Source organism: Haloferax sp. YSSS75 (assembly GCF_046764215.1).
Classification (GTDB): Archaea; Halobacteriota; Halobacteria; order Halobacteriales; family Haloferacaceae; genus Haloferax.
This window is the reverse complement of record NZ_CP177206.1, coordinates 588,977-604,751: the sequence shown is the minus strand read 5'-3', so window position 1 is coordinate 604,751 and position 15,775 is coordinate 588,977. Positions and strand designations below refer to the sequence as shown.

General features: G+C 62.8%; 19 protein-coding genes. 10 read left to right on the top strand and 9 right to left on the bottom strand.

Translation table 11 applies throughout. From position 1 onward, the window contains the following. Window positions 1-6: 6 nt before the first annotated feature. Window positions 7-366 (bottom strand): PadR family transcriptional regulator, encoded by a 360-nt coding sequence (locus ACK3R5_RS03180; protein WP_411965599.1) that lies wholly within the window; start codon window positions 364-366, stop codon window positions 7-9. A 337-nt stretch (window positions 367-703) separates the two neighbouring features. Here ACK3R5_RS03180 and ACK3R5_RS03175 point away from each other — a divergent pair, with 337 nt between their 5' ends. The 5 genes from ACK3R5_RS03175 (at window position 704) to ACK3R5_RS03155 (ending at window position 4,400) form a co-directional block, all read left to right on the top strand. After that, window positions 704-1,237, top strand: a complete 534-nt coding sequence (locus ACK3R5_RS03175; protein WP_411965598.1) for an inorganic diphosphatase — start codon at window positions 704-706, stop codon at window positions 1,235-1,237. A gap of 209 nt (window positions 1,238-1,446) precedes the next feature. After that, complete coding sequence (locus tag ACK3R5_RS03170) at window positions 1,447-1,569, top strand: hypothetical protein (protein WP_411968685.1); 123 nt, start codon at window positions 1,447-1,449, stop codon at window positions 1,567-1,569. Window positions 1,570-1,759: 190 nt separating this feature from the next. Beyond that, window positions 1,760-2,680 (top strand): rhomboid family intramembrane serine protease, encoded by a 921-nt coding sequence (locus ACK3R5_RS03165; RefSeq protein WP_411965597.1) that lies wholly within the window; start codon window positions 1,760-1,762, stop codon window positions 2,678-2,680. 1 nt (window position 2,681) lies between these two features. Continuing rightward, a complete protein-coding gene (locus ACK3R5_RS03160) occupies window positions 2,682-3,476 on the top strand; it encodes an endonuclease V (protein WP_411968044.1) in 795 nt (264 codons plus the stop codon). 81 nt (window positions 3,477-3,557) lie between these two features. Continuing rightward, window positions 3,558-4,400, top strand: a complete 843-nt coding sequence (locus ACK3R5_RS03155) for an SDR family oxidoreductase (RefSeq protein WP_411968043.1) — start codon at window positions 3,558-3,560, stop codon at window positions 4,398-4,400. A gap of 41 nt (window positions 4,401-4,441) precedes the next feature. Here the strand turns inward: ACK3R5_RS03155 and ACK3R5_RS03150 are convergent, their stop codons facing one another. Beyond that, on the bottom strand, window positions 4,442-5,656 hold the full coding sequence (locus tag ACK3R5_RS03150) for an ArsA family ATPase (protein ID WP_411965594.1): 1,215 nt from the start codon (window positions 5,654-5,656) through the stop codon (window positions 4,442-4,444). A 141-nt stretch (window positions 5,657-5,797) separates the two neighbouring features. Here ACK3R5_RS03150 and ACK3R5_RS03145 point away from each other — a divergent pair, with 141 nt between their 5' ends. Both ACK3R5_RS03145 and ACK3R5_RS03140 read left to right on the top strand, forming a co-directional pair. Then, window positions 5,798-6,331, top strand: coding sequence for a CinA family protein (locus ACK3R5_RS03145; protein ID WP_411968042.1), 534 nt, complete (start codon window positions 5,798-5,800; stop codon window positions 6,329-6,331). Between the two features lie 71 nt (window positions 6,332-6,402). Further along, the gene (locus tag ACK3R5_RS03140; RefSeq protein ID WP_411965592.1) at window positions 6,403-6,930 is read left to right on the top strand and encodes a metal-dependent hydrolase; all 528 of its coding nucleotides are present in this window, start codon (window positions 6,403-6,405) and stop codon (window positions 6,928-6,930) included. Window positions 6,931-6,938: 8 nt separating this feature from the next. On the opposite strand, the gene ACK3R5_RS03135 is transcribed toward ACK3R5_RS03140, so the two are convergent. After that, window positions 6,939-7,673 (bottom strand): PHP-associated domain-containing protein, encoded by a 735-nt coding sequence (locus tag ACK3R5_RS03135; protein WP_411965777.1) that lies wholly within the window; start codon window positions 7,671-7,673, stop codon window positions 6,939-6,941. A 128-nt stretch (window positions 7,674-7,801) separates the two neighbouring features. Here ACK3R5_RS03135 and ACK3R5_RS03130 point away from each other — a divergent pair, with 128 nt between their 5' ends. After that, window positions 7,802-8,104 carry a hypothetical protein gene (locus tag ACK3R5_RS03130; protein ID WP_411965591.1) on the top strand — a complete coding sequence of 101 codons (303 nt, stop codon included), beginning with the start codon at window positions 7,802-7,804 and terminating at the stop codon, window positions 8,102-8,104. Between the two features lie 81 nt (window positions 8,105-8,185). Here ACK3R5_RS03130 and ACK3R5_RS03125 read toward each other — a convergent pair whose 3' ends face one another. The 6 genes from ACK3R5_RS03125 to ACK3R5_RS03100 form a co-directional block, all read right to left on the bottom strand. After that, a complete protein-coding gene (locus tag ACK3R5_RS03125; RefSeq protein ID WP_411965590.1) occupies window positions 8,186-8,638 on the bottom strand; it encodes a transcription elongation factor Spt5 in 453 nt (150 codons plus the stop codon). A gap of 1 nt (window position 8,639) precedes the next feature. Further along, window positions 8,640-8,813, bottom strand: coding sequence for a protein translocase SEC61 complex subunit gamma (locus ACK3R5_RS03120; protein WP_004044219.1), 174 nt, complete (start codon window positions 8,811-8,813; stop codon window positions 8,640-8,642). Between the two features lie 147 nt (window positions 8,814-8,960). Continuing rightward, entirely contained in the window at window positions 8,961-10,094 is a 1,134-nt protein-coding gene (gene ftsZ, locus ACK3R5_RS03115) for a cell division protein FtsZ (protein WP_411965589.1), read from the bottom strand. 155 nt (window positions 10,095-10,249) lie between these two features. Further along, window positions 10,250-11,569, bottom strand: a complete 1,320-nt coding sequence (locus ACK3R5_RS03110) for a D-aminoacyl-tRNA deacylase (protein ID WP_411968041.1) — start codon at window positions 11,567-11,569, stop codon at window positions 10,250-10,252. Window positions 11,570-11,629: 60 nt separating this feature from the next. Further along, complete coding sequence (locus ACK3R5_RS03105; protein WP_411965587.1) at window positions 11,630-12,988, bottom strand: sodium:calcium antiporter; 1,359 nt, start codon at window positions 12,986-12,988, stop codon at window positions 11,630-11,632. An 87-nt stretch (window positions 12,989-13,075) separates the two neighbouring features. Then, on the bottom strand, window positions 13,076-14,047 hold the full coding sequence (locus tag ACK3R5_RS03100; protein WP_411965585.1) for a calcium/sodium antiporter: 972 nt from the start codon (window positions 14,045-14,047) through the stop codon (window positions 13,076-13,078). A gap of 143 nt (window positions 14,048-14,190) precedes the next feature. Here ACK3R5_RS03100 and ACK3R5_RS03095 point away from each other — a divergent pair, with 143 nt between their 5' ends. Together ACK3R5_RS03095 and ACK3R5_RS03090 are read left to right on the top strand one after the other, a co-directional pair. Next, complete coding sequence (locus ACK3R5_RS03095; protein ID WP_411968040.1) at window positions 14,191-15,000, top strand: shikimate dehydrogenase; 810 nt, start codon at window positions 14,191-14,193, stop codon at window positions 14,998-15,000. 44 nt (window positions 15,001-15,044) lie between these two features. Further along, window positions 15,045-15,773 carry a helix-hairpin-helix domain-containing protein gene (locus ACK3R5_RS03090; RefSeq protein ID WP_411968039.1) on the top strand — a complete coding sequence of 243 codons (729 nt, stop codon included), beginning with the start codon at window positions 15,045-15,047 and terminating at the stop codon, window positions 15,771-15,773. The last annotated feature ends 2 nt before the right edge of the window (window positions 15,774-15,775 follow it).

Here is a 15,775-nt window from a genome sequence, read left to right as displayed (position 1 = left end):
TTCTGGTTACAGCTTGGCTTCGATGAGTTCGTTGACCATCTCGCCGCGTTCGTCGTCGGTGACGAACTTCGAGAGCATCCAGTCGAAGCGGTCGAGGACAGCTTCGAGGCCGTCGTCGGTCAGTTCGTACTGGTTCGTGCGCTTGTCGAGTTCGCTCTTTTCGACGAGACCCATCTCGACGAGGTCGTCGAGGTTGGGGTACAGACGCCCGTGGTTGACCTCGGTGTCGTAGTACTCTTCGAGGTGACGCTTGATTGCAAGTCCGTACATTGGCTCCTCGGCAAGGATGACGAGGATGTTTTGTTGGAACGCGGTGAGGTCCCGAGCCGCACCGGATGTGTTGCCAATAGTTTGTGCCTCTGACATGCATATGGAAATGTCACCTACCTATTTAAACTTTGTCAACGCGCAGTCGGTTTGGTGGTTGTTGCGCCCACAGAATAGCGGGTAATCAAACGATAGCGGGCATCTAAGCCCAAAATTGGACAATGCAACGGAATTGTGAACATCAGTACTTTTGATACCATACCGAGAGGGGAATACCCGGAGAATATCCAGTTCGCAACTGGGGTGCTTTAGAAGAATCCCTCGGGAATATATCCCTCAAGAGGTACGTTCGAAACGCAGACGGATAGCTTCTGGATACGGTGCCTACGAAACCGATGCCGAAAGTACTTTTGCCCGTTTCGAGGATGGACTCAATATGGCGAATCTCTGGGAAGACATGGAAACCGGCCCCGACGCGCCGGACGAGATTTACGCAGTCGTCGAGTGCCTCAAAGGCGAGCGCAACAAGTACGAGTACGACAAGGATATCCCCGGCGTCGTCCTCGACAGAGTGCTCCACTCGAACGTCCACTATCCCTCGGATTACGGGTTCATGCCGCGGACGTACTACGACGACGAAGACCCCTTCGACGTGCTCGTCCTCGTCGAAGACCAGACGTTCCCCGGTTGCGTCATCGAAGCGCGCCCCGTCGCGCTCATGAAGATGGACGACGACGGCGAACAGGACGACAAGGTCATCGCCGTCCCCACCGAGGACCCACGCTACGACCACATCGAGGACCTCGACGACATCCCACAGCAACTCCAGGACGAGATTGACGAGTTCTTCTCGACCTACAAGAACCTCGAAGCGGGCAAGGAAGTCGAGACGCTCGGGTGGGAAGACAAGCAGGCAGCGAAGGACGCCATCGAGCACGCGATGGACCTCTACGAAGAGAACTTCGCGTAAGCGACGCAAACACCCCGATTTTTCGACCGTCAGTCTGACGACGACAGCGCTGCGAATCGACCCGGGTCGACTCTCGACTGCGTGCTGTACGTCCGGTATACAAAACTGCTAGCCGCCAGCACTGCACATACGTCCCAGTTATCCTCCCCACACCAGCAGATAAATTATGCGCATGGGTAATTATTAGGCCGTAGACCGTCTACCTACAGATGAGTATGGCAGCCAAACAACCTCGCCTCGGGCTTCACCACCCGACTGTCGTTCCGACGAACTTCACGCCCCCTGTCGAGGCGGAGACAGACGCCGACGAAGAGGCCGACGACGACGCCTGAACTGTTCCGTGCCATCGCCGGCGTGCCGTCGCGAGCGCACTCGTTGTTCCTCGACGTCCGTGCTGACTTCTCAGGAGGCGCACCGCCGGAAAAACGAGTGACCGAAGCACTCTCGCACCAACAGTGAGCTGTGCAACCCGAGCGCGCTGGAGGCAACCCCTTTTTATCTCGCCGCCGCAAGTCGTGAGTAATGGCTACCTGCGACGTCTGCGGACGGCACGAGAACTTGCCGTACCGTTGCTCGCGGTGTGGCGGGACGTTCTGTTCCGAACACCGCCTTCCTGAGAATCACGACTGTCCGGGCCTCTCCGACTGGGACGACCCATCGGGTATCTTCGAGAGTAACTTCGACAGTTCGGTCCAGACGGAGCGGAGTCGAGCGGGCGGGTTCCTCGACTCACTGACGGGGACCGGCGGTTTCCTCGGGTACTTCCGAGGAAACGTGTCGTATCTGTTCTTGGCTATCATGTGGGTGACGTTCCTCCTGGAGTGGGTCGTCATCATCGCGATGAACTCGGGGATACTCCCCGGCGGAACGTTCAGCAGTCTCTTCACGCTCAGCACGCGGCACCCGCTGTACGTCTGGACGTGGGTGACCTCGGTGTTCTCACACAGTCCCGTCTCGTTCTACCACATCGTCGGGAACAGCATCGTGCTGTACTTCTTCGGCCCACCGGTCGAACGCTACATCGGGTCCAAGAAGTTCGCCGCCCTCTTCGTCGGTGCGGGCGTCCTCGCGGGACTGTCCCACATCGGGAGTGCGCTCGTCTTGACCCCCGGCATCCCCACGTCGGTGCTCGGAGCGTCGGGTGCCGTCTTCGCCGTCCTCGGTGTCCTCACGGTGCTGAACCCGCGTCTCCGCATCTATCTGTACTTCCTCATCCCCATCCCGCTGTGGCTGTTTACCTTCGGGTTCGCCGCGCTCTCTGTCGTATTCTTCCTCTCACCGGGAACTGCAGCGACGGCCGGACAGGGTAACGTCGCTCACTTCGCTCACCTCGTCGGCCTCGTCGTCGGCCTCGCGTACGGCCAGCGCGTGAAAGGGAAGCAGCGCGTCCCCAACGAGATGTCCCTCGGGGGCGGGATGCGGCGTGGCCCCGGCCGACGCTGAGATGCGACAGGTCCACCCAGAGTTCGCACCGCGTCCCGGCCTCACGCGGGGCGAGATGGAGTTACTCCAGCGCCGCGTCGCGGCGGCGGCCACCTTCGAAGACGACGTCTCGTTCGACCCGACGAGTGTCTCGCTTGCGGACCCCGATACCACGACGCTCACGGCCACGTCAGACCCGCCGCTCGTCGCCGGTATCGACCAGTCGTTCCTCGACGACAGCGCGCTGAGCGCCGTCGTCGTCCTCCGTGGCGGCGAGGTGGTCGAACGCGTCCACGCCGTCTCCGAACTCGACCTTCCGTACATCCCCGGCCTCCTCTCGTTCCGCGAAGGCGGGCCCATCCTCGACGCCCTCGCCAAACTCGACAGCGACCCAGACCTCCTCGTCTTCGACGGGTCGGGACGCATCCACTTTCGGCAGGCGGGCCTCGCCACACATCTCGGTGTCGTCTGCGACGTTCCGAGCATCGGCGTCGCCAAGTCACTCCTCTGTGGCACGCCCGACGAAAACGTCGATGGCCGGCCCGAAGGCTGGCGAACTCCGATTCGAGCAGACGACGCTGTCGATTCCGTCGGCGGTCACCCGGCCACCGACGAGACGGTCATCGGCTACGCCTACCAGTCGCGGCAGTACGACTCGCGACCCATCGTCAACCCGCTGTACGTCAGTCCCGGCCACCGACTCTCGGCAGAGACGGCCGTCGATATCGTCTCGCGACTCGGCGGCGACTACAAACTCCCCGAACCGACGCGTCTCGCAGACGCCTACGCCGACGAGGCGAAAGCGCAGTACGACTGAGACGGAATCGAACGCCACGCCCTCGCCTCGTCGTCGTGCCGAATCGCGTACACTTAACAGCGCACGGTTCGACCTACCCACGTGCATCAAAAGACGGTTCTCATCACCGGTTGCTCCTCGGGAATCGGGCGCGCCTCGGCGCTCGGGTTCCTCGACGAGGAGTGGGAGGTCTACGCCACCGCCCGAAACCCGGCGGATATCCAGACGCTGGGTGACCGCGGTGCGAACATCGCGACGCTCGACGTGACCGACCAGGGAGACGTCGAACGCGTCGTCGACCGTATCATCGACGAACAGGGGCGTATCGACTGCCTCGTCAACAACGCGGGGTACGGCCAGATGGGTCCCCTCGAAGACGTGCCGACCGAGATGGTCCACGAGCAGTTCGACGTGAACGTCTACGGCCCACACCGCCTCATCCGGGCCGTCCTGCCGCACATGCGGTCACAGGGCGACGGGACGATTATCAACGTCTCCAGCGTGGTCGGGCGCATCTCGTTCCCCGGAAGCGGCGTCTACGCAGGGTCGAAGTTCGCCCTCGAAGCGATGACCGACGCCCTCCGCGGCGAAGTCGAAGAGTACGGCATCGACGCCGTCCTCGTCGAACCCGGACCGGTCGAGACGCAGTTCGCTGACCGCGTCGAAGCGGAAGTCAACGGCGGCGAAGAACACGACGGCATCGAACGCTCGGGCGCCTACGAGAAGTTGTACAAACTCTTCGAGGACAGAGAGGCACTCGGAAGCAGTGGTCCGGGTGCGATTCCGCCGGAACGCGTGGCAGAAGACATCGTCGACGCCGCGAGTTCGACGAAACCGCACGCGCGGTACCAACCCGGGACCGTCGCTCGCATCGCCGTCCTCGGGCGGTTCGTCCCCGACGCGTGGCGTGACACGCTGTTCGGTTTCGTCCGAAAGCTCCCGTAAAACCGACCGACGGCCGTTTTCGCCGCCCCTGTAGCGGTCCGTTATTCGAGACAGGACGCGACGACGCGAAGTGCATCTTCTCCCTGCACCTGGTCTGCGAGCAACGGCACTCGTTTGACGTCTCGTCCGCGGAAGAGGTCCGTCGCGGAGCGAAGCGCCTCCTGTTGGACTTTCCATCGACGCTGACAGAAGCCACAGTTTTCGAGGTCCGGCGACTCGAACCACGAGGAGTCCACGTCGGCCACGTCGTCTACCTGCTCCATGACGCGGTTGACCACGAGCGTCTGGACCGGGATACCGAACTCGTCGAGGCGGGCGACGAGCCGTTTCGATTCGACGACGCTCATCTCCTCGGGAATCATGACGACGCGGAAGTCGGTCTTCGACGGGTCGCGGAGGACGGCCCGAAGGCGCTCGATGCGCTCTCTGAGTTCGTCCAGGTCGGCCATGCCCGCCTGCGGGTTGTCCGGGCCGCCGCCGAACATGCCCTTGACGCTGTCCATCATCCCCGAGAACTTGTCGCGCATGCGGACGATGCGGCCGAGCATCGAATCCATCATCTCCGGGAGTTCGAGCAGTCGGAGCGTGTGCCCGGTCGGTGCGGTGTCGATGACGACACGGTCGAATCGCGGGTCGTCGAGATATTCGAGGAGTTGCTGCATCGCCGCCGCCTCGTCGGCACCGGGCATCGGGCCGCCCATCCCCATCGGTCCGTCGCCACCGAGCAGGTCCTCGAACCCACCCATCGCGTCGCCCATCCCGCCGAACGGCGAGTTCCCGCCGTCGTCGCCGACGAACGGGTTGTCGTCGTCGTACTCGTTCGTGTCGTACTCCGTCTCGTCGGCAGGGGTGTCGCCGGCGTTGGCGAACGGTCCTTCCATCACGGAGTCGGGGTCGATTTCGGCTGCGTAGAGGGGGATGTCTTCGCGGATGCGCGACGGTTCGCCGTGGAGTGAGACGCCGAGCGTATCAGAAAGCGAGTGTGCGGGGTCCGTCGAGACGACGAGCGTCGACGTCCCGTCGGCGGCGCTGGCGAGTGCCGTCGCGGCCGCCATCGTCGTCTTTCCGACGCCGCCTTTCCCACCGTAGAGGACGTACTCCGGTGCGTCGATACCGCGCGGGAGGTCCGCGCGCTCCGTCGTCGTCGTTTCAGGGTCGGTGACTTCGACTTCGATTTCGGCTGGTCCCTCGTCGTCAGCGTCTGCGTCGTCTGCGCCGTCTTGGGGAGAGTCGGTCGGCTCCACGTCGATATCCATGTCGGACCCGAAACGGCCCTGCTTTGTGTACTTCTCGGTCTCGGAACCGTGTGCGGAGCGTTCCGAGGGCGAGAGAACACGCCCTCGCTGGGCGTGTGACCGCCGGGCGGGTTTTTGTCGCATCCGACCGTTGGCTGGCGTATGCGCGAGTTCGCATCCGACCCGCCGGAAGAAGAACGCGTGGGCGACGCCCTCCGCGACGCGGACCACACCGTCGCCGTCGCGGAGTCCTGTACCGGTGGCCTCGTCGGGTCGCTCCTCACCGACGTGCCCGGGTCGAGCGACTACTTCGAGCGGTCGCTCGTCGTCTACTCGTACGACGCCAAGCGCGACGAACTGGCCGTCTCGCGAGAGGCACTCGACGAGTACGGTGCCGTCTCGGAACCAGTCGCCCGCGAGATGGCCGCCGCCGTCCGCGACGTGGCCGACACGACGTGGGGCGTGGCCACGACAGGTATCGCGGGACCGGGTGGTGCGCTCCCCGGAAAACCGGTTGGAACCGTCTTCGTCGGCATCGCCTACGCCGCGCCGTGGGGGTCCGAAGCGTCCTATACCCGAGTCGAACGCTTCGAGTACGACGGGTCGCGGACGCAGGTGAAAGAACAGATTGCACGCGGGGCGCTGGCGTTGCTCTGCGAGCATATCGAGTCGGTAGCCGACTCCGGTGAGAACTGACCCCACCGAAACAACGCAGTCAGGCGATTTTCGTGGGAAACCTTTGTATCCCGGCAGGCCAGTTTCTGCCCATGAACAAGAAGGGGCACGTGCTCAACGCCATCCTCTTGGCGCTCGGGCTCGGTGTCATCCTCACTATCGACCCGCGGACGTTCGAACCGAATCGCGTGGAGACGTACGTCCTCCTCGCACAGAAAATCGGACAACTCTCACTCCCGGTCATCCTCGGCGCGCTCTTCCCCGACGTGGACACCGCATTCGGGAAGCACCGCAAGACGCTCCACAACCTCCCGGTGCTGATTGCGTTCCTCGTCTTCCCACTGGTGTTCGACAACCTCCACTTCGTCTGGATTGGCGTCGCCACCCACTACGTCCTCGACATGGTCGGGTCGAAGCGCGGCATCGCCCTGTTCTACCCGCTGTCGCCACAGGAGTACGACCTGCCGACCGGTGTCGCCACGAGTTCGAAACACGCCGATGCGGTCACGCTTCTCGTGACTGGTGCTGAACTCGGCGTGCTCGCTGGTGTCCACTACTACCTCTTTTCGCTCGACGTGTCGCTGGCAGATGCGGCGGCATCGTTCAGCGCGATTCTCTGAGCGTTCGCTCAGTAGACGCTCACGTCGTCGAATCGGCCGTCGTAGGCGATGTGGTTCGGATGGGTTGGTTCCATCCCGGACAGAAGGAGTCGGTCAATCTTCCCCCACGAGTTCTCGTAGCCGAGGTGGGCGAACTCGACGGCCCCACGGAGGGTGTGCGAGAGGCCAGACCGACGTTTCACGCGCCGGTCGGCCCCTTCGCGGAGCGCTTCGACGAGGTCAGCCTCTGAGTCGATGTCGCAGTCGAACTCGGTCCACGCCTCGCCAATCGTCCCACGGAGGTGGGCGTACGACGACCCGAACCCCGGCAGGCCCGTCTCGCGAGCGATTTCCCGGCCGCGTCGGTTGTGTCGCGAGAAGGCTTTGGCGTTGTACGTCTCCACGGCGTGGATGTCGTCTCGGTGGTCTGCCAAGTCGTCGAGCGTCAGACTCACGGTGAGCAGCTCCGGGTGTGGGACGAGGGTCGCCGCGTCCTGCCGGGCGAACTCGGCGAGTGCGCCGTCGAGCGTGATGAAGTCGGGAACCGGGTCCGAGAGACCGACTACGAGGAGGTGTTTTCGGTCGTTCCACGCGCCGGTGAACACCTCACGGGCAGGGACGACGAGCAGTTCGTCGTCCGAGAAGCGTTCGGCACGAGCACGGATATCCGGGAGACGGACGAAGTGAGGGGCGTAGACCAGTACGTCGAGACCACGTGCTTTGGCACGCGAGACGACACGCTCGTCGAGAATCTTCACGTGCATGTCTACCCGAGTCGTCGTGCTCGTGGTCACACGACCACCTCCGGGCAGACGATAGTTAGTGATTGCTATTCGGAAGACGCCAATAGACCGAAGAAACGATTTAGTCCCCCACGTCCGTCGAGAGAAATATGTCCAGGTGGAAGTGCGGTGTCGAAGGGTGTGATGGACGTTTCGAGGACGTCGAAAGCGTCATCATCCACCAGACGGTCGAGCACGAACGACACGAGTGCAAAGTGTGTGGAACCATCGTCCCCGAGGGGTATTTCGCGATTCGTCACGCGTTCGACGAACACACTCGCGCGGAGTTCGTCCGCGCGTACGAAGCAGATTCGACGGCAGTTCGCATCCGGGAAGACGTCAAATCGACTGTCGAAGAGGAAGCGGACCTCAACAACGTCGTCCAGACGCTTCGCGAACAGGGTGCACTGTAGACTGGTCGCCGAACGGTTTCTCTCGCTCCTCAGTCGGATTCGAACAGCGGAAAGAGAGAAGAGAGAACGCGAGCGAATCGATTACCGCTCTTCGGAGTCGAGGACGCGAATCTGGTCGCCACGGACGGTGACCGGAATCGGAACCGTCGCTTCGTAGAGTTCGACGGTCACCTGGTCTTTCGTCTCGTCGATGCGCTGGACACGAGCCTTCTCGCCTTTGAACGGACCCGCGATGAGTTCGACGATGTCGCCTTCTGCAATCCCTTCCACGTCGGGCGTCGGCGAGAGGAAGTGCTCGACTTCCGACATGCTGGAGGTGCCGACCATCCCACCGCTCTCGACGAGGCCACGAGCGTGTGGAATCTCTTCGAGGACGCGGGTGACGATACCGTCGGAGTCTGCTTCGACCATCACGTAACTCGTCAGTGAGTCAGGGGCCAAGACGGCGTGAATCTCCGCGAACTCCTTCGTGGCAATCATGTCCGCGACTGTTTGCTCCTGTCGAGCAGTCGTCTTGACGGCGAAGATTGGCATCTCAGACGCCTCCGGGGAGGAAGCTCATGACCGCGAAGATGATGAAGCCGAGCAACCCGACGAGGAAGATACCCGCTCCGGCAATCTTGGAGATTTGAGAGAACTCCTGCCAGGAGGGGGTGCTCGCGAGTTTCAGCACGCGAACGTAACTGTTCAGATCGTACTTGACGTCCATGTTGGTGGGGGCTAGGACGGCCGGCTTTTTCTATCTATTGATGCAGACTGCTCAGAACTCGCCGTTCGGTGCGTCGGGACCTGCCGCAAAAAACGAGTGCGTCGCGACCGGACGAGTCCGTCCCGTCGGCGTCGCAGAGTCGGTCGATTACTCGACGTAGTCGATGTCTTCGAGGCGTTCTTGGGCCTGTTGTTGGACCTGCCCGTTGCGGCCGTAAATCTGCGGCGACTCGACGCCGGTGACGACAATCATCGTCCGCATCATACCTTCGAGTTCGTCGTCGACGGACGTCCCCCAGATGATACGCGCGTCGGGGTCGATGCGGTCGTAAATCTCCTCGACCACACCTTCCGCCTCTTCGATGCTCATGTCCGACCCACCGGTGACGTTGACGAGTGCGGAGTTCGCACCCGAGATGTCCACGTCGAGGAGTGGAGAGCGGAGCGCAGATTTGACCGATTCCTGTGCCTTGGACTCTGAGTCGGATTCGCCGAGACCAATCATGGCGACGCCACCTCGCTCCATGACCGTCTTCACGTCGGCGAAGTCGAGGTTGACGAGGCCGGGTTTGGTGATGAGTTCGGTGATACCCTTGACCGAGCGCATCAGCACTTCGTCGGAGACTTTGAACGCTTGCCGGACCGGGAGTTTCCCGACGGCGTCGAGCAGGCGGTCGTTCGGAACGACGATGACGGTGTCGGAGACGTCACGGAGGCGCTCCAGACCCGCTTCGGCGTTCGTCCGTCGAACTTCACCCTCGGCCGTGAAGGGCGTCGTCACGATAGCGATGGTGAGCGCGCCGGACTCGCGGGCCGCCTTGGCCACGACGGGCGCAGACCCGGTGCCGGTGCCACCACCCAGACCGGCCGTGACGAACACCATGTCCGAACCCTCGATGGCGTCATAAATCTCCTCTTGAGATTCGAGTGCGGCCTCTTCGCCCACCTGCGGGAGAGACCCTGCACCACGGCCCTGGGTCTTCTGTTCGCCCATGAGAATCTTCGTGTCCGCCCCGATTTCGACGAGATGCTGCACGTCGGTGTTCGCGGCGACCAGTTTGGCTCCCTTGATTCCCTCGTCGTGCATCCGGTTGACGGTGTTGCCACCAGCACCACCGCACCCGACCACTGTGATGTTGGTCTGAAGGTCTTTGAGAACCGCTTTCAGTTCGTCGTCAGTCATCGTACCGGACCGGTTGATGTTTTCTGGGCCGCCGACGTCGGTCGCCCCATCCCCCATGTCCTCGGCCTCATCGATTGCGTCGTCGACGATAGAGTCCATATTTGTGCAGACGGTTTACGGAGGATGACTAATTATCTTTCCCCCTTGTGTCAGACGTGCGTCTGACAACGGGGATATTTGGGCCGTTTAATACATACAATTTGACACAAACTCCCGAATTTGGGACAGTCGCAGTTAATTGATAACTAACTGAGTCAGATAACGTACTCGACAATTCGCTCGCGCGAGACGTCCGCAGGGGTGACTGTCTCCCCCGCGACTTCGACTGCCTGTCCAGACGAGAGTTTTCCGAACGCCGGTCCTTCCGGGACGCCTCTGTCTCGGGCGGCCGTCGGGTCGAACGCGCGGACCGTCGCGGTGACGTGGTCGTCTTCACGAACCACGGAGTCGTACTTCTGACGCAGAATCTCACAGAGTCGTTCGACGAGTTCGTCGTAGCCCTCACCCGTGACGGCGGCACGTCCGACGGCGCGCGTCCCTCCCTCTGTCGTGTGGAAGGCCACTGTCGTCTCGCTGACGGCGTCGAGTGCGGCGTCGAGGGCAATTCCCTGTGCTTCGCCCAGGAGGCCGTCAGGGAGCGAGACGGTGTCGTAAGAGTCGGCGTCGACGTCCGAACCGAACCGGAGGCCATCTTCGATGCGCGTGATGTCCGCTTCGAGTTCACGGACGCGTTCGAGTGGGACGCCAGCAGTCTCGCGGACCCACGTCTCGGAGACGACTCTGTATCCCTCGTCGTCGAGGACGGCGGCGAGTTCGTCGCGGTTCCCATCGACGAGTGCGACGTCGGACGCCGACGCTTCGAACGCGCGGCGGAGGACGTCCCGATTCGCGTCGGGGTCACCCATCGCGTCCAGTTGCCAGTCGGCGGCGATGTGGCCGACACACCAGTCCGTGTCGTCGAGGACGCGGAAGAACCGCGGTGCGTAGTGGCCACCGCCGAATCCGACGAGTTGGCGGTCGGTGTCGGGTTCGACGCCTTCGATGTCGAGGACGGCGGCCGCAACGGCACGCGCACCTGCCGGGTCGGCCCACTCGTCTTCGCCACTGCCGAGTTCGACGAACATCGACGGAACGGTGGTCTGGGTTGGACCGTGGTGCGTCGCCTCGATACCGACCTCGTACCCATCGGGTGCGTGGTCTCTGAGGGCCGCGACGGCGTCACGTTGCGCGTTCGGACAGGCACGGGCGAACTGCCCTGGTTCGCCACCGTAGTCGGCGGGTCCAAAGTTGCCTGTGAAGTGTGCAGTGAGGAGTGGTCCCGTCTCGCCAGCGTGGCGCGACACCACGGCGAGTAGGTCGATGTCCGCAGAGAACGCCTCGGCAGGGTCGTCGATGTAGATGTGTAGGTCGTCGAACTCGCGGAGTTCGAACCCGTCGCGGCGATAGACCGTCCCGCCACCGTCGGCATCCGGCCGTTCGTCGTCCGTCTGTGCGTCCCAGTCGGCGAGCGACAGGAGGTGCTCGCCGATGTGAACCGATGCGCTGTCGGCGCGGCTGACGACGATTCCAATCACGATTCGTGAGTGGCCGAGGGCGGCGAAAAGCGCGTCGGAACCGACGAGCGGACCTCCCGGTCAGTCTTCGGCGGCGGTGATTGGCTCGTCAGGACCGTCGCTGAAGTCGCCGCGCACGCGGCGGAGCGACCGTTTGGCGACCGAGACGAGTTCCCGCCGTCTGACGACGAACAGCGCCGTCCCGAGGACCATGTAGACCACCGAAAAGGCGATGAGTGAGGTGGTTCCGTCGAACGTCACGAGGCCGAGTCCGGGGATGGGGAGCGTGAGCACTGTCCCCGTGACGGCGTAGACGAACTGCGCGAAGAAGAGGCCGAGGAGGACCAGTGCCTCGCGGAGGCTGATAGTGAGCGAGATGAGGATGGCGATGGCGAAGTAACTCTGTGCGGCCGTCAACCAGATTTCGCCCATCTGGTGGTTGTCGAGGGGGAGGGCACCGTAGTATCCAAGCGAGAGACTGTAGACGAGCACGAGCGTCCCGATGAGGAGCGTCCACTGGTTGAGTTTCGACGAGATGAGCGCGTTGAATCCGGCAGTCGCCCGCGCCTTGTTGACGAGGTAGGCGACGACGATGAGTTCGGGACTCTCACTCGCGAGTGGGGCGACCCACTGAATCATCAAGAACGGCGGAATGCCGACGGCCGTCCCGAGTTCTTCGAGGCCGTGAGCGAACGGTTCGACAGCGACGAGGATGACGAACCCGGAGAAGAAAAACAGCGTGAGCGTCGTCGCGATTCGCTTCGGTTTGACGTACGACTGGAGATAGGCGGGGACGCCAATCTGTTCTTCGTGTGTGTGGGGAGAGTTGAGTGCGACGAGAATGTACGAGACGTAGAGGCCGACGAGGACGAGCATGTCGAACGCGCCGATACCCTCTCCGAGCGGGACGAAGAACGCGAACACCGTCGCCGCGAAGAGGAACAGAATCTCCGTCGAGATGTCTTTGTCGAGGCGGACGGCGTCCGCGAGGAAGCCGGGACGCTTCTCGACTGCCTCGTCGCCGGTGTCACGCGCCCGGTAGACGGTAAAGAGCGCAATGGCAGACCAGCCGATACCGATGAGGATGCGGTTCGCGCCCGTCATGTTGGCGACGGCGAGACTCGCCGCCTCTGCAGATTCGGGGGACCCCGGATTGATACCGGCTTCCCACGCGTAGAGGGCGTCGACGGCGTACTCGGGGGCGACGGCGAGGACTGCGAGAATCGCCAGCGCGAACGCCCGTGGCACGTCCGCTTCTGCCGTCTCGGCCCCCCACGCGAGGAGGAACGACGCACCGAGGACGGCGATGCCGCTCAGTGCGACTGTGACACCGGTCTGCAGTTCGATGCCGAAGAGCGTGTGCAGTCCCAGCCACGGTATCGTGAGGAGGGCAGCGCCGAATACCGCGACCAACGGGTGGCTCAGTCGTCGTCGTACCATCGTGGTACAGATGTGTATGGGAACCCGGTATCTCTTGCGTTTCAATCACGTGAGAAGAACGTCGACGCGAACTGGCTACAGCCGCGCTTACGGAAGGATGAGCCAGAAGAAGACGAGGTAGCCGACGAGGAGGATTCCGCCGTCGATTCGAGAGACGTCACGGTTCCAGAGCATCAGCGCGATGACGCCGAAGGTGAACGCGAGGAGTGCCGGGAAGTCGAGCGAGATAGTACTCGGTGGGACGTTCACCGGAACCATGATTGCGAGGATGCCGAGGACGGCGACGACGTTGTAGATGTTCGACCCGACGACGTTCCCGATGCTGAACTCGGCCTCTCCGCGGACGGCGCTGATGACGGACGCCGCGAGTTCGGGGAGTGACGTCCCGAACGCGAGGATGGTGAGACCGATAAAACGGGTGCTGAACCCGTAGGCTTCGAGCAGACCCTTCCCTCCCTGAATGAGCCAGTTCGACCCGATGAAGAGCAAGAGGAGGCCCGCACCGAGATAGACGACGTCCTTGAACCGAGCGGACACTTCCTCTTCGTCGTCGATGTCGATTTCGTCTGCCCCGAGTGCGTCGGCCGCCGTCGAGCGAGCGCGGTAAATCAGGAACGCGGTGAACACGACGAGGATGACGAGGAGCACGACTCCATCGAACGCGCTGAGGTTTCCGTCGAGTCCGAGTGCCACGAGCGTGACTGCCGCGATAATCATGAAGGGCGCGTGTCGACGGAGCGTCGTCGTCGAGACGCCCATCGGTTGGATGAGCGCAGAGATGCCCAACACGAGGCCGATGTTGGCGATGTTCGACCCGACGATTGCACCCAGTCCGAGGTCAGAACTGTAGCCCAGACCACTCAGGACGGCGACGAACAGTTCGGGCGTCGTCGTCGCGAACGCGACGATGGTGACGCCGACGATGGCGGCCCGGAGGCCAAGACCGATAGCGAGGCGCGAGGCGCCCTCGACGAGCGCCTCGGCCCCGAGATAGAGTGCGACGATACCGGCCACGAGGATGGCGGTATCGAAGGAAAGCAGGGTTGCGAGTGCCGGCATACACGGGAGTAGACCGACGGGGAATCAAAAATACGCCGGTACACAAATCGAGAGAGCAGTTGGCACACGACCCTCACCGACGAGTCGCGGCGGATTCCGACGCAGACGGGCGAATTATATCGACGGCGGGACTCCACCCGGTCATGCAAGTGTACGGGCTCGTCGGCAACCCCGTCGGTCACTCGGCGTCGCCGCCGATGCACGAGGCGGCCTACGAGGCGACTGGTGTCGATGCACGGTACGTCACCTTCGAACCCGAACGGTCGGCCATCGCCGACGCAATCGCCGGTGCAGACGCCCTCGGCGTCGCCGGCCTCAACGTCACGATACCGTTCAAACGAGACGTCCTCGAACTCGTCGACCCAGACCCACTGGCGGAACGAATCGGCGCGGTCAACACCATCGACTTCGGGACGGGCAAGCCGAACGGCTACAACACGGACGCCGCCGGCGTGACGCGGGCGTTCGAACACCACGGCGTCGAACTCGACGGAGCGGACGCCGTCGTCGTCGGTGCTGGCGGTGCTGGCCGCGCCGCCGCGTTCGCACTCGCAGACGCCGGTTCGACGGTCCACATCGCCAACAGAACTGCAGCGAAAGCCGAGGAACTGGCCAGCGTCGTCCCCGGAGCGACTGGTGGCGGGTTAGAGACACTCGAACGAGTCGGCGACGCCGACGTGCTCGTCAACGCGACGAGCGTCGGGATGGAGGCACCCACCGAGACGCCGGTGCCGGCCGCACATCTCCACGCCGACTTGGCCGTCCTCGACGCGGTGTACACGCCACTGGAGACGCGACTACTCCGCGAAGCGGCCGACGCAGGGGCCGTCACTGTCGACGGTGCGTGGATGCTCCTGCTGCAGGGTGTGGAAGCGTTCGAACTGTGGACCGGACTCGACGCACCCGTCGACGTGATGAACGAAGCCCTCCGTGCGCACCTTTCTAACGACTGAGGGTGCCGGTTTTTAAATAACGGCGTTACATAGAAGAAACCAATATGGGCTTACTTGACAGTATCTCGTCGTTCGTCAAATCGCTTCTTGGTGGTGGCACGACGTCTTCCGACGAGGGGAGACGTGACGAGTCTGCGACCGTTACGAAAGAACGGGAGGCGCGCGACAAAAGCGGGGAAGCAAACGTCGAGACCGAAGCAGCAGTGAAAGAACCGGTCGAAGAGACCGAAGAATCGGACGAGGTGACAGAAACCGAAGAAGTCCAAGAGCCAGAGCAAGCCGAAGAACCTGCCGAGGAAATAGACGAAGCGGAAACACCGGACGAAGAACCTGCCGAGGAAATAGACGAAGCAGAAACTCCGGACGAAGAACCTGCTGAGGAGGCAGACGAAGCAGAAACTCCGGACGAAGAATCTGCTGAGGAAATAGACGAAGCGGAAACACCGGACGAAGAACCTGCCGAGGAGGCAGACGAAGCGGAAATACCGGACGAAGAAACTGCTGAGGAGGCAGACGAGTCGGCCGAGGCTGAAGAAGCTGAAGCGGCCGAAGAGTCTCCCGAGGCCGAAACCGACGAAGAAGCAGGCGAACCCGAGTCGACTTCCGTCGATACGGTTCGGGGTATCGGCCCGGCCTACGCCGAGCGTCTCGCCGACATCGGCATCGAAACCGTCTCGGACCTCGCCACCGCCGACGCCGACGAGGTCGGCGACGCAATCGACGTCTCACCGAAGCGAGTCCAGCGCTGGATAGACCGCGCGGCGGACACCTAAGC

Excerpts from the sequence above, each read along its gene's own strand:
- ACK3R5_RS03160 (WP_411968044.1), top strand. The coding sequence starts at position 2,682 with ATGCGACAGGTCCACCCAGAGTTCGCACCGCGTCCCGGCCTCACGCGG.
- ACK3R5_RS03105 (WP_411965587.1), bottom strand. The coding sequence starts at position 12,988 with ATGGTACGACGACGACTGAGCCACCCGTTGGTCGCGGTATTCGGCGCT.
- ACK3R5_RS03175 (WP_411965598.1), top strand. The coding sequence starts at position 704 with ATGGCGAATCTCTGGGAAGACATGGAAACCGGCCCCGACGCGCCGGAC.
- ACK3R5_RS03120 (WP_004044219.1), bottom strand. The coding sequence starts at position 8,813 with ATGGACGTCAAGTACGATCTGAACAGTTACGTTCGCGTGCTGAAACTC.
- ACK3R5_RS03135 (WP_411965777.1), bottom strand. The coding sequence starts at position 7,673 with ATGCACGTGAAGATTCTCGACGAGCGTGTCGTCTCGCGTGCCAAAGCA.
- ftsZ (WP_411965589.1), bottom strand. The coding sequence starts at position 10,094 with ATGGACTCTATCGTCGACGACGCAATCGATGAGGCCGAGGACATGGGG.
- ACK3R5_RS03145 (WP_411968042.1), top strand. The coding sequence starts at position 5,798 with ATGCGCGAGTTCGCATCCGACCCGCCGGAAGAAGAACGCGTGGGCGAC.
- ACK3R5_RS03125 (WP_411965590.1), bottom strand. The coding sequence starts at position 8,638 with ATGCCAATCTTCGCCGTCAAGACGACTGCTCGACAGGAGCAAACAGTC.
- ACK3R5_RS03165 (WP_411965597.1), top strand. The coding sequence starts at position 1,760 with ATGGCTACCTGCGACGTCTGCGGACGGCACGAGAACTTGCCGTACCGT.
- ACK3R5_RS03170 (WP_411968685.1), top strand. The coding sequence starts at position 1,447 with ATGAGTATGGCAGCCAAACAACCTCGCCTCGGGCTTCACCACCCGACT.
- ACK3R5_RS03150 (WP_411965594.1), bottom strand. The coding sequence starts at position 5,656 with ATGGATATCGACGTGGAGCCGACCGACTCTCCCCAAGACGGCGCAGAC.
- ACK3R5_RS03095 (WP_411968040.1), top strand. The coding sequence starts at position 14,191 with ATGCAAGTGTACGGGCTCGTCGGCAACCCCGTCGGTCACTCGGCGTCG.
- ACK3R5_RS03100 (WP_411965585.1), bottom strand. The coding sequence starts at position 14,047 with ATGCCGGCACTCGCAACCCTGCTTTCCTTCGATACCGCCATCCTCGTG.
- ACK3R5_RS03140 (WP_411965592.1), top strand. The coding sequence starts at position 6,403 with ATGAACAAGAAGGGGCACGTGCTCAACGCCATCCTCTTGGCGCTCGGG.
- ACK3R5_RS03090 (WP_411968039.1), top strand. The coding sequence starts at position 15,045 with ATGGGCTTACTTGACAGTATCTCGTCGTTCGTCAAATCGCTTCTTGGT.
- ACK3R5_RS03180 (WP_411965599.1), bottom strand. The coding sequence starts at position 366 with ATGTCAGAGGCACAAACTATTGGCAACACATCCGGTGCGGCTCGGGAC.
- ACK3R5_RS03130 (WP_411965591.1), top strand. The coding sequence starts at position 7,802 with ATGTCCAGGTGGAAGTGCGGTGTCGAAGGGTGTGATGGACGTTTCGAG.